The sequence below is a fragment of the Marinobacterium sp. NO-S09 genome (assembly GCF_059179545.1).
Map to the genome: position 1 here is coordinate 2,392,079 of NZ_CP168954.1, position 12,378 is coordinate 2,404,456.

General features: G+C 54.1%; 12 protein-coding genes. 5 read left to right on the forward strand and 7 right to left on the reverse strand.

The window, feature by feature from the left end; genetic code table 11:
- Positions 1-124: 124 nt before the first annotated feature.
- A complete protein-coding gene (gene hmpA / locus O3C79_RS11045; protein ID WP_494383144.1) occupies positions 125-1,312 on the reverse strand; it encodes an NO-inducible flavohemoprotein in 1,188 nt (395 codons plus the stop codon).
- A gap of 202 nt (positions 1,313-1,514) precedes the next feature.
- Here hmpA and norR point away from each other — a divergent pair, with 202 nt between their 5' ends.
- The 3 genes from norR to O3C79_RS11060 all read left to right on the forward strand — a co-directional run bounded on the left by norR (position 1,515) and on the right by O3C79_RS11060 (position 4,414).
- A complete protein-coding gene (gene norR, locus O3C79_RS11050; RefSeq protein WP_494383145.1) occupies positions 1,515-3,071 on the forward strand; it encodes a nitric oxide reductase transcriptional regulator NorR in 1,557 nt (518 codons plus the stop codon).
- Positions 3,064-4,014, forward strand: coding sequence for an HPP family protein (locus O3C79_RS11055; protein ID WP_494383146.1), 951 nt, complete (start codon positions 3,064-3,066; stop codon positions 4,012-4,014). The genes norR and O3C79_RS11055 overlap by 8 nt, the downstream gene beginning before the upstream one ends.
- Positions 4,015-4,108: 94 nt before the next feature.
- Positions 4,109-4,414, forward strand: a complete 306-nt coding sequence (locus O3C79_RS11060; protein WP_010324012.1) for an MTH1187 family thiamine-binding protein — start codon at positions 4,109-4,111, stop codon at positions 4,412-4,414.
- A gap of 77 nt (positions 4,415-4,491) precedes the next feature.
- On the opposite strand, the gene O3C79_RS11065 is transcribed toward O3C79_RS11060, so the two are convergent.
- On the reverse strand, positions 4,492-5,667 hold the full coding sequence (locus O3C79_RS11065) for an MFS transporter (protein WP_494383147.1): 1,176 nt from the start codon (positions 5,665-5,667) through the stop codon (positions 4,492-4,494).
- Positions 5,668-5,853: 186 nt separating this feature from the next.
- Between O3C79_RS11065 and O3C79_RS11070 the strand changes: the two genes are divergently transcribed.
- On the forward strand, positions 5,854-6,753 hold the full coding sequence (locus O3C79_RS11070; protein WP_494383148.1) for a LysR family transcriptional regulator: 900 nt from the start codon (positions 5,854-5,856) through the stop codon (positions 6,751-6,753).
- A gap of 33 nt (positions 6,754-6,786) precedes the next feature.
- On the opposite strand, the gene O3C79_RS11075 is transcribed toward O3C79_RS11070, so the two are convergent.
- The 4 genes from O3C79_RS11075 to O3C79_RS11090 form a co-directional block, all read right to left on the reverse strand.
- A complete protein-coding gene (locus O3C79_RS11075; protein ID WP_494383149.1) occupies positions 6,787-7,389 on the reverse strand; it encodes a hypothetical protein in 603 nt (200 codons plus the stop codon).
- Between the two features lie 14 nt (positions 7,390-7,403).
- Positions 7,404-8,150: a HupE/UreJ family protein gene (locus O3C79_RS11080; protein WP_494383150.1), complete on the reverse strand. Its 747-nt coding sequence runs from the start codon at positions 8,148-8,150 to the stop codon at positions 7,404-7,406.
- A 187-nt stretch (positions 8,151-8,337) separates the two neighbouring features.
- Positions 8,338-9,489, reverse strand: coding sequence for a (R)-mandelonitrile lyase (locus tag O3C79_RS11085; protein ID WP_494383151.1), 1,152 nt, complete (start codon positions 9,487-9,489; stop codon positions 8,338-8,340).
- A gap of 152 nt (positions 9,490-9,641) precedes the next feature.
- Positions 9,642-10,586, reverse strand: a complete 945-nt coding sequence (locus O3C79_RS11090; RefSeq protein ID WP_494383152.1) for an alpha/beta hydrolase — start codon at positions 10,584-10,586, stop codon at positions 9,642-9,644.
- A gap of 266 nt (positions 10,587-10,852) precedes the next feature.
- Between O3C79_RS11090 and O3C79_RS11095 the strand changes: the two genes are divergently transcribed.
- Positions 10,853-11,797, forward strand: a complete 945-nt coding sequence (locus O3C79_RS11095; RefSeq protein ID WP_494383153.1) for an AraC family transcriptional regulator — start codon at positions 10,853-10,855, stop codon at positions 11,795-11,797.
- A gap of 102 nt (positions 11,798-11,899) precedes the next feature.
- On the opposite strand, the gene O3C79_RS11100 is transcribed toward O3C79_RS11095, so the two are convergent.
- Positions 11,900-12,319: a DUF4399 domain-containing protein gene (locus tag O3C79_RS11100; RefSeq protein ID WP_494383154.1), complete on the reverse strand. Its 420-nt coding sequence runs from the start codon at positions 12,317-12,319 to the stop codon at positions 11,900-11,902.
- Positions 12,320-12,378: the final 59 nt, after the last annotated feature.

The window sequence follows — 12,378 nt, forward strand, 5'->3', positions numbered from 1 at the left end:
GCCGGTGTTTGAAACTGTTGCCATAGTGTCTCCAGCACAGAGGTAGAACATATCAGGCTGGGTGGTCACAAAAAAGCCCTGCAACCACTGCAGGGCTTTGCCAAGCTCAAAGGTAGATTTTCACTTACACTGCAGCGCTATCGAGTTCTTCTAATGGTCCGAAGAACTCAAAACGAATATGTTCAGCCGGCACATTGAGAGCTTTCAGGTCGCGGTAGCAGTTCTGCATAAAGGCTTTAGGGCCCAGGAAGTATACGTCTGGTGCTTTCTCCAGCGGCAGCAGGGCTTCCAGGCGCGAGCGGTCGATAAACCCTGTGGCAACGTCCTGATCATCTGCCAGCGGTTCGCTGTAGCAGTAGCTGGTATGCAGATTTGTGTATTCCTTGTTGAGTTGGTCGACGACACCTTTGAAAGCATGGGTGGCGCTATTAAGGGCACCATGGACAAAGTGAACCTCGCGGCCGCTATCCAGTGCGGGGCGCAGCATGCTGATGGTCGGGGTCAGGCCGACGCCGCCGGACAGCAGTACCAGCGGGCGGTTGGTGTCTTGCAGCACAAAGTCACCACAGGGTGGGGTGAGCTTTACGGTGTCACCGGGGTTCAGGTGGTCGTGCAGGTAATTGGATACCAGGCCTTGAGGTTCGCGTTTTACGCTTATGCGGTAATAGGGCTTGTCGGGGCTGTCAGACAGGGAGTAGTTACGACGCGTTGTTGCGCCGTTAATGTCCAGAATGATGGTGGTGAACTGGCCGGGTTTAAAATCGGCTACCGGCTCACCATCAGTGGGTACAAAGTAGAATGATGTGATCACGTCACTTTCGCGTTCTTTACCCATCAGGCGGAATTCACGTTCGCCTCGCCACCCGCCAGATTTGGCTTCATTCTCCTGATAAACACTTTCTTCCGCGGCGATGAGGATATCCGCCAGTTGCTGGTAGGCCTCGCCCCAGGCGTTAAGGACTTCATCCGTTGCAACGTCGCCGAAAACTTCCTTGATGGCCGCCAGCAGGCATTCACCAACGATCGGGTAATGCTCCGGCAGGATGTTCAAGGACGCGTGTTTTTGCACGATCAGTGATACTGCATCACCCAGTAGTTCCAGCCTGTCCAGGTTGCTGGCATAGGCGACAACGGCATTGGCCAGTGCCTGGCGTTGAGTGCCCTGAACCTGGTGGGCCTGGTTGAAATAGGCCTTCACTTCCGGGTAGCGGCTGAACATCAATGGATAGAACACTTCAGTGATGGCGCGTGCATTCTCTTTAACAGCGGGCAGGGTGGCATCGATGATGGCGCGGGTTTCGCTGGACAGCATAGCTTTCTCCTTATGTGACGGCCCTAACAGGCTGTTAAGGGCCGACGATGTTTGCTGCCATCTATGCGGGAACTGTGCCAATCTCTATAACATTGATACTATATACATCTTAAAGGCTTTTCATGTCATTTTGACTGGTAGGCCATATTGTTAAATTGACACTGGCATTGTCTAAATGACTACTTCAGGTATTTCAGAATCGATGATATCGGTCGTTTCTGACTTGTCGCGGCATATTCCACCCCGCCAGCGCTATCAGCAGTTGCTGGAAAGGATACAGCACCACTTTCCCTGTGATGCGGTTGCGCTTCTGCGCTTGCGGGATTCTGTGCTTTACCCGCTGGCAACATCCGGTATGTCAGATGACACCCAGGGCAGAACCTTTCGTGTAGACGACCATCCGCGGCTGTCCAGAATCCTGCTCAGCCGAGACCCGGTTCGCTTTCCGTCTGACTCGGCACTACCGGACCCTTATGACGGTCTGATCAACGGGCCTGAAACCGCGTTGCATGTGCACGACTGCATGGGCGTTGCGCTATTTATCGATGAACAGCCGTGGGGTCTGCTAACACTGGATGCGCTAAATCCGAAGGCATTTGATCAACTGGACTTGGAGTCGCTGCGAGTGTTTGTCCGTTTGGCGGAAGCATCCATTCGGGTAGCTGAGCTGATCCAGTCACTGGAACATCAGGTCAAGAAGGAGCATGAGGTTGCCAGGGTACTGTCACAGGACAGCGGGTACAGCGAGATAATGGGGGAAAGCAGTGCTATTCAGGACTTGGTTAAAGAGCTCGATCTGGTTGCCGCTTCAGACCTCTCTGTCCTCGTTAGCGGTGAAACCGGGGTCGGGAAGGAGCTGGTTGCCCGACATCTTCACGCGGGCTCCGCTCGGGCTGACGCGCCATTGGTGTATGTGAACTGTGCAGCATTGCCGGAAAACCTGATTGAAAGTGAGCTGTTTGGACATACCAGGGGGGCTTTTTCGGGAGCGACGGGCGCGCGCAAGGGCAAGTTTGAGCTGGCTGACGGGGGCACACTGTTTCTGGATGAGATAGGTGAGCTGCCATTGGCCATGCAACCCAAGCTGCTACGCGCCTTGCAAACCGGAGAAGTTCAGCGGCTGGGCAGTGATCATTACCACTGTGCGGATGTACGCGTGATTGCGGCGACAAACCGTAACCTGAAAGAGGAAATACTGGCCGGGCGTTTTCGTGCGGATCTGTATCACCGACTCAGCGTTTATCCCGTTACTGTCCCGCCTCTGCGAGAAAGGGGACGGGATGTACTTCTGCTAGCCGGTCATTTCCTGGAGTTGAATCGCCGTAAATTGGGGCTTGGTTCACTAAGGTTATCCAAACACGCGTGTAGAGCACTGACCGGGTATGACTGGCCGGGCAATGTGCGTGAGTTGGAGCACTTGATCAGCAGGGCAGTTTTGCGATTGTCTGCCACCCGCAAGCCGTCCGGAAGGGTGCTGACACTGGATGCGGCACTACTGGAATTGCCGGTTGATCCGACGCATCTTAGTGCATCAGAAGGCGCGCCTTTCCAAACTCATGAGCACCCACAATTTACTGAAACCTTAAGTTTACGCGAAGCAACGGACCGTTTTCAGGCCGATATGATTGTTCAGTCCTTGCGGATGCACGCATTCAATAGAACAGCTACCGCCCGAGCACTGGGGGTTGATCCGGGTAACTTTAACCGTCTTTTAAAGCGGTTGGAGATAAATGTAGAGGAGTTGAAACTGAATGCCTGAGCGTAAAGAATCAATGATCACCCAATTGCTGAGCATTGGTGAGAATACCATCAGCCATGTTGAAAAGCTGATTTCCGGGTTGGGCGCAATGCTGAGCCTGCTCAGTGTGTACTATGTTTCACACCTGTACTTGGGCGAACAAAGTGGTGCGTTAATGGTGGCCTCCATGGGGGCAACCGCGGTGTTGTTGTTCGCGGTTCCTCATGGTGCCTTGTCCCAGCCCTGGGCTGTGTTGGCAGGGCATCTGATTTCGGGAACGATAGGGGTCGCCTGTCAGCAACTATTGCCAGATAACCCCTTAACGCCGGCTCTGGCGGTTGGGTTGGCAGTGGCAGCCATGCACTATTGCCGGTGTATTCATCCACCAGGCGGTGCCACGGCATTAACGGCCGTCATTGGAGGCGATGCCGTTCATGCATTGGGGTTTGCCTACCTGCTGACACCTGTCTTGATCAACCTGATGTGTATGCTGAGCGTTGCCTGTCTCTTCAATGGTGTTTTTCCCTGGCGCCGATACCCGGCTGTGTTGTCGGTACGTACCTTGTCAAAACAGGCCCAGGGCAAAAACAAACAGGGCAGTATGCTCAGCCATGAAGATCTGGCGGCTGCGATGGAGCAGGTCAATTCCTATGTTGATGTAACGTCTGAAGAGCTTGCCGAGTTGTTTGATTTGGCTGTCGAACATGCCACTACATCGGCTCAGAAAGAGTTTGAAATCAGTGTTGGCGGCTACTACAGCAACGGACTTTTGGGGGATCGCTGGGCGGTCAGACAGGTGCTGGATGGCCCGGATGTAATTCGTTCCGCCCGTGATCTGGTGGTGTATAAAACCGTAGCCGGGGCTGGCAGTTACGAGACGGGGAGCTGTACCCTCGCAGAGTTCCTCGAATGGGCGGGATTCCCGGTGGAATTTTCAAACGAGCGCTGGGTTCGCAGCCATTAAAAGAATGTCCATGCGTGGCGTTGTAGATTCCTCAGGTCGTCATTCCGTCTAGAATACGGAGCGAAGATTCCTTTTAGCCAATCAGGAAGCTGATATGAACGTCATGATTGATCTTTGTGTAGTCCCCGTTGGGGTTGGCGTCTCGGTATCCGAGTATGTAACGGCCTGCCAGCGTGTGCTGGAGGATGCGGGGCTTGAGCACCAGATGCATGCCTATGGCACCAACATTCAGGGCGATTGGGACGAAGTAATGGCGGCAGTAAAACGTTGCCATGAAGTAGTTCATGAAATGGGCGCCCCGCGCATTACTTCATCCATGCGACTGGGAACCCGGACTGACAGGGATCAGAGCATGCAAGACAAGATCGATAGCGTTGAAACCAAGCTGGCTGCCCATTAAGGCTTAATTGCTAAAGAATAAAATAACCGCTTGCGTATGAAAGGGGCCGAAGCGGCCCCGTAATGCAATCTGAGCCTTTAGCAGGCTTCAGCCAATACTGCTTCCTGGGCTTTCTTGTGCCGCTGAAACAGTATTACCAGGGCCAGGCCCGCTGCAGAGGTAGCGGCACCCGCCAGTGCTACGCTGGGTAGCCCCAGACCGAGATGTATAACGGCACCACCCAATGCTGCACCCGTAGCATTGCCCAGGTTGAACGCGGCAATATTCATGGACGATGCCAAATTTGGCGCATCTTCGGCTTCCGAGACGACCAGAGCCTGCAAGGGTGGAACCACCGCGAAGCTGGTAATACCCCAAGCGAAAATAAGCGGAGGAATAATCCAGGTGACCTGCATGGTAGCGGCGAATACCGTCAGCAGAACCATTGTTGTCAGCATGGAGAGCACCAAAGCGCCTGTCAGGTTGCGGTCGGCATAGCGGCCCGACAGCAGGTTGCCCACGGCCAGACCAAGGCCATACAGCACCAGCATTGCCGTCACGAATAGAGGCCCGACACCGGCTTCGTCCTGCAGAATAGGCGCTATGTAACTGAAAACCGTAAACATCGAGCTGGAGCCGACAACCGTCAACAGCAGGGCAAATAACACGGATCCCTTGCCCAATACCCGCACTTCATTGGCCAGGCTGGCTTGTTCTTGTACCGGCAGTTTCGGTAGGGACACTCGCAGGGCAATCAGTGTTACCAGCCCCAGAACGGTCATTCCCATAAATGCAGTTCGCCAGCCGATGGTTTCCGCGATATAGGTCGCCAGCGGAACACCGCCGATATTGGCAATGGTGAGGCCTGAAAACATGGCTGCCACTGCGCCCGCACGTTTCTCGGGTGGCACCAGCTGAGTGGCAACGACTGACCCCACGCCAAAAAACACGCCATGGTTGAATGAAGTCAGCACCCGACCGAACAGCAGAGCGCTGTAGCTATCGGAAAGCGCAGAGATCAGGTTGCCAAGCGTAAAGATGCTCATGGCCAACAGGAGCAGGCTGCGGCGCGACATATTGGCAAAGCCAAGTGTCATGATTGGTGCGCCAACCACAACACCAAAAGCATAGGCACTGATCAGCATGCCGGCAGTCGGAATGCTGACCTCCAGGTCGCCGGCGATCACGGACAACATGCCCATAGGTGAAAATTCAGTAACCCCGATTCCGAACGCTCCCAGTGCCAGAGCCAGCAGGGGCAGGTTTGATTTCATGTGTACTCCAGTGGATTGGTTGTTCCTGTGCGGAATGTACACAAGCCCTTGGCGTTGAAAAACAGGTGTTAAGGTCACTCAGCTTTGAATTAAAATCACAAATAGATCCGTGCAATCACCAGCGGTCATGATCAAGCTGTTACACAGGTGCCTGCTTTCCGCAGCACCGGAAATGGGGGACTTAAAATGGAAAGCAGACGTGCGGATCGCACCACCGAGATGGAAACCTTTCTGGCGGTCGCCTGTGCCGGTTCTTTGAGCGGCGCAGCACGAGAGCTGGGGCTTACGCCATCGGCAGTGAGCCGTTTAGTAACACGCATAGAGCAACGTCTGGGTGTTAGGCTTGTTGTCAGAACGACGCGCAACCTGAGGCTGACCCGTGAAGGCGAAGACTACGCACTGGCGGCCCGTCGGATACTCGCCGATCTTAACCAGACTGAAACCGCATTGGCCGACCGTGCCAGGCCCAAGGGTGTGGTGCGCATCAGTGCCGGTCTGGCTCACGGCCGTTTGTCGATTGTGCCGTTGATACCCGAGTTTCTGTCACGTTATCCCGATATCAATGTGGACCTGCAGCTAAGCGATGAAATCGCTGATGTCGAAGCAGGGCACGTTGATGTTGCTATTCGTTTTGGTCCACTCCCAGACAGTCTGCTGAGTGCACGTCGTCTCGGTGAAACGGGACGGTCTGTCGTGGCATCTCCTGAATACCTGAAAACACACGGCCACCCGAAAACACCGGAAGAATTGAACCGATTTAACTGCATGGATTTCAGTTTCAAACGAATTGAACCGGGCTGGCCATTTCTGGTGAACGGGGAGCGTCTCATACTGCCCGTTGACGGGAATGTGCAAGCAAACAATGGTGAAACACTGGTGCAATTGGCACTGGCGGGCATGGGCATTACACGAATGGGCAATTTCCATATCGATGCCGAGCTCGCTTCAGGGCGGCTGGTGAGTCTGCTGGATGAGTTCAATCCAGGCGATACCGAGGCGATCCACGCGGTTTTTATCGGCGGTGCCAATATGCCCGCACGGGTACGTGTGTTTATTGATTACCTGGTGGAGAAATTCGATTCCTGAAGACTCGGTTTGATGCCCTACACATAGTTCGTATCAGGGCATATAGAGGTCACCATAAAAGCCATGCGTCTGCAGGACCACAGTGACAGGTGTATCACCCTTGTTTTCCCAATACCAACCATGTGTACCTTCAAAAGGGGCGGTAAACGCGCCGTTGGATTGCTGCTGATCCTCACCCAGCCAGTAGCTTGTAAAGGCACCGCCGGAGTTTGGTCTTTCGCCGTGCATATCAAAGGAAACGCTGCCACCTTCGATTTCCCAACTGAAAACAAAGTGGTCGCCGGGCATCATACGGGACTTTATCTCGGCGCCCTGGCCGGGCATCAAGGGGATTTTAAGGGTGTCGGAGCGCAGTTCTGTTGCTGCTTTCAACAGATCTTCAGACTCGACATCACTTGCCTGAACGTTGTTGGCAGCTAGTTCGGGGGCTAGTTCGGCTGCTGTTTCTGGAGTCGCTTCGTTAAGCTTCATCAGTCCAAGTGCCTTACCCAGCCCGGTCGGATCAATTCCATATTCGGCAGGCAGCACCGCCGTTACCAATAAAAGAGCGGCAATGCAGATGGAACCCAGAGTCGCTTTAAGCAGTTGGCCGCTGGATGGTGCCGACACAGGGTTGTTATGAATGCTGTCAGTCATGTTGCACGTTCCTTTTATCGAGTGAGCCAATAACCACTTAGCTGATAACCCATCAGCAAAAAGCCGGAGGTCATCAGGGTGACATTGGCCGCAAAGGCGTGGCGGGAGAAAGTAGGATACTGCCGCCAGAGGTTCATCAGAATAAGAATGCCAGTGAGAGCCAGTAGCTGGCCTATCTCGACGCCAGCATTGAACGCGAGGATGTTAGGCACCAGGCCATCGGGTGACAGGGTAAAGTCCTGCAATTTGGTCGCCAGGCCAAAGCCATGGAAAAAACCGAAAATGAGCACGGCTGCGCGGGTATCAGGCTGGAACCCGAACCATCGGGGGTAGGCGCCAAGGTTATCAAGGGCCTTGTACACCACGGAAAAGCCGATAATGGCATCGACCAGATAGGGACTGATCTCGGTACCGCTGAGCACGCCGTAAAGCAGGGTAGTGCTATGCCCGATGGCAAACAGCGTGACGTAGAGACCCACATCCTTCATGCGGTGCAAAAAGAAAATAACGCCAAGCAGGAACAACAGATGATCGTAGCCTGTGACCATATGTTTGGCGCCCAGATACATGAACGGGATCAGGTGCTGACCACTGACACTTTCAATGAAAGACGCATCGCCCTCCGCAACACCGTGTGCCCAAGCACTGCCGGGGATCAACGCAGCCAAAGCACTCAGGCTAAGGACAAGACTGAATACTCTCAGGAAGTTCGTGTATGCGAGTGGCCGGGGGAGCTTTTCAAATTGGGAAGGGGTACGCATAGCCTCTACCTGCACATTGATCGAATCTACAGAGGCTAGCGCGTCAAATTCCGAGGCAACAGGCTACTTCGGAGCCATTTTTTTCAGACTTCCGGCTTTAAAATACTTCCTGTGGCCTTAAAAAATAAAACCCGCGCCTGAATGCTTTCGTCAGGCGCGGGTGAAGGTGTAAAACGATCAGTGCGCTTTAGCCTTCAGCGTGCAGCACATTTTCAATTGCTTGCTCCACGCGCTGACCTTGCTTGCGGCCAATGGTGTGAGCCAGAGAAGCTGCAATGTCGTGCAACTGCGCTTCGGTGACACCTACGTTGGTTGCCATGCGAATATGGGCCGCCAGCTGAGGCTCGGCACCATCGATGCTCGCCAGAGCGGCGACGGTAATCAGTTCACGGTGCTCGTAATCGAAAATGCCGCGGGCAAAGATGTCACCAAACAGGTGGCTCTGCAGGTAGGTGTTCATGACCGGTGCAAAGTCGAACAGAGGGCCGGATACCGGACGACCAACCAGTTCAGTCTGTACCTGTTCGCCAATCACCAGGCTGGACTCTCCTTCAGGGATTGAAGAAGGCTGAGGGCCGACAGGATCATTGATGCCGTTTGCTTCGCGCTCTTTAACCAGTGTCATCAGGTTAGCCATGGCATTCAGTGCACGCGGAAAGCCGGTGTAGCCATAGAGGTGAACATGAATCTCACGGATCTCGTTGACTGTCAGGCCTGCATCCAGGCCGGCGGCCATGGCAACTCTCAGTGATGCCATATCACCGCTGGCGGCAAAGGCTACAATGGGCACAATGGCTTGTTGCTGCGCATTCAGCGCTTTGAACGTCGGGCCGGTATCGGTATTACCTGCCGCGTACTGTGCATCAGTTACTTTTTCTTTCCAGACAACATTCTCACCGTCCTTGCTGCCGGTAACAACCAGATGCGTCATGGATGCATGAGGTGTAGCACCGTGCCAGTGGTCTTCACCGGGTGGGCACCAAACGGTTTCACCTTCGGTGAATTTGATCACTTTGCCATCACGGGTGCCGGTAAGAGCCGTGCCGCTGGTGACAACCATGTGTTGGCCAGCCGGATGAGAATGCCAGGCCGTGCGTGCGCCAGGCTCAAAGGTTACGTATGCGCCGGAAAAGTTGGTGTTTTCGTTTTCGGGAAAGAGGATATCGACACTGACATTGCCGGTAAACAGATTGTCAGGGCCTTCAAAAGAGCTTTGAGATCCATGCGGATAATGCGTCTGAGCCGAAGGGTCGTGATCGTCAGCATGAGCACCGTAGCTGGCGAGACAGCCTGTCAGTGCCAATGCAGCGGTGTTAAAGCGTCCAGTCTTGAGTGTCATCATAATCTCCCTGGCGTTTCCAATGGATAAACCGTTTAAGAACCTGATTGAATTCATTCAAACAAAGTGGCGCTGTTTGCCAGTAACACGATTCAACGTGTTTCTTGCCTAATCCTTAGCAGCCGGCGGCGAGCTGCCCGCCGCCGGGGGTCTTACACCAGTGCAGCGGTGAAGAAGTTGTCCAGCTTGTCGAAAGGAATCACGTCAGTGCGGTCATAGAGGTCCACATGGTTTGAACCCGGCACGATATAGAGCTCTTTGGGCTCCGCAGCATCCGCGAACACATCTTCGCTGTAGAAACGGGAGTGTGCCTCTTCACCCATGATTAACAGCACCGGGCGCGGCGCAATCCATGAAAGTTTGTCCAGCAGCGGGAAGTTCATGAATGACAGCGCTGAGGTCTGCGTAAACTGTGTGATTGAGTTCGGGTGATAACCACGAGGGCGGGAATAGAACTCACCGAACTCGCAACCGATGGCGTGGGTGTCTTCGTCAATCTGCAGTGGTGAGCCGCGCTCGCTCAGTTCCGGGCGACCACTCTCGAACTCGGCCCAGCGCTGTTCTGCCAGTGCATCAAGGGCCTGGTTACGGGTATCTTCATCCAAAGTTCCGGCAAACCCTTCGGCATGGAGCTTGGAAATGTCGTACATGCTGACAGTCGCAACCGCCTTGATACGCTTGTCTACCTGCGCTGCGCTCAGGCCAAAGCTGCCGGAGCCGCAAATACCGATAACACCGATTCGGTTACGGTCAACGCCAGCCTGGGTGCCCAGAAAATCAACACCGGCATGAAAGTCTTCCACAAACATTTCCGGGGATGAGAGGTGTCGTGGTTGGCCAGTGGAATCACCGTTGTAGGACGGGTCGAACGTAAGCGCCACATATCCGCGCTGGGCCAGTTCGTTGGCATAAATGCCTGGGCCCTGTTCCTTAACACCACCGTAGGGAGCACCGATCAGCAGAGCGGGATAGGATGCATCGGCGTCGAAATCCGCTGGCAGGTATAGATCTGCAGCCAGGGTAATGCCGAAGCGGTTCTTGTAGCTGACGGGTTTGCGGATGACGTTATCGCTGAGTGAGAAAATGTAGTTGCCCATTAAGTGCCTCCAGGTGCTTGGGGGTGGTCCACACAAGTAATTGGGGTCACCCCGGTTTATTCCGCTGGCAGCTAAATGTGTGTCGCGATCTTTCAGGTAAAAAAGCCTGATTGCCAGCTGGTGATTGGCATTTTGGGAGAGGTAGGCTGGCTGGCGGTATAATGATTCCGCAAGGTTATTGCCTGATCCTGCAAATAGCTGGATAACCCTTCGACAGCTACGCGCGCGCGAGCTAAGGTCTGCCTATATCCTATCTGGAGACTGCTATGGCCACACAATACCCGCCTTCACATCCAACCCTTGAAATGCTTCATGGGCAATTGGCAGCCATGATTGATCACTGGACAGCAGATCAGGAAGATGTGGAAACATCCATTTCCAGCTTGTTCCTGTTTCGGCGTGAGACCATGACCGAGCCTTGTGAATGCGTCGTCGAACCCAGTATTGTGCTGGTGGCCTCGGGCGTTAAACAGCTTATTATCGGTGATCATGCTTACCGTTATGATCCCAGCCATTTCCTGTTGACCTCACTGGACCTTCCCGCGCGTTCGCAGGTGCTGGAAGCCTCGCCGGAGCAACCGTCGATGGGTCTGGTGTTTAACCTTGATCTGAACATTATTGCCGAGTTGATATCCCATCACCGGCTATCGCCGCCGCAGGAGAAATTAAGTGAGGAGGGGGCGTATATCGGCCAGCTCACGCCCGATCTTTTGGAACCGTTCAATCGCTTACTGGCGTTAATGAATCGGCCTGAAGATATCCCGGTTATCGCACCCTTGATCAAACGTGAAATTCATTACCGTCTATTGAAAAGCGACCTGGCGGCACGGCTATGGAAAATCGTATCGGCGGGTAGCCAAAGTCAGCGGATTTCACGTGCCATTGACTGGTTAAAGAATCACTACAACCAGCCTCTGCGTATTGATGAACTGGCAGCGCATGTGCAGATGAGCTCATCCAGCCTGCACCATAACTTCAGGCAATTAACGGCCAAAAGCCCGCTGCAATATCAAAAGTGGCTGAGACTGACAGAGGCAAGGCGACTGATGGTTAATGATGGTCTGGATGCAGCCAAAGCCGCCTTTCAAGTCGGTTATGAAAGCCCTTCTCAGTTCAGCCGCGAATACAGTCGTGCTTTTGGTGCACCACCCAAACGTGATGTGGAAGCCTTGCGCAAGCGCACTGATCAGATGGCAAATACGGGTAGCTGAGGCAAAAAGCTGAATGGTCCGCAGTGCATTCCATTGCTGCGGCCCATTCAAAAACGCTGGAGGTAGTAAGAGGTCGGGCACTACTTGGCCCAATACCCGCTTTTATTCGACTGTAACCGTCACCACTTCAGACATGACGGGTGGATGGTGTGGCGCATGGGCCATATCACCCAGGATCAACTGAAGGGTGTGCTTCCCGGGTGGCAAGGTCAGGGTGGTTTCGGTTTGTCCGCCACCAAAGTGCATAACCTCGTCACCCATTGCTTTGCCTGCCATGGGCATCTGCTTACCATCAATCATCAGGTGGTGATGGCCAGTGTTGGCCTTGTCTGTGCCGGCCGGTGCTACACCCATGCCCATCAAGCCAAACTGTACGTGGAACGTCTGCGGCACGGTTGCTCCATCAGCAGGTGAAATGATGTAGGCCTTGGCGTCGGCAGGCGCTGGGTTGGCTGACTCTTGAGCAATGACGCCTTGTGAAAAGAGGGCTGCCAGAACGGCCGCCATTAGATGTCTCATCATAGATGTGCTCCTTGCCTGGAGGTTGGGGGCAAAGGGATGTGTTGTTGGATTTACTCCAG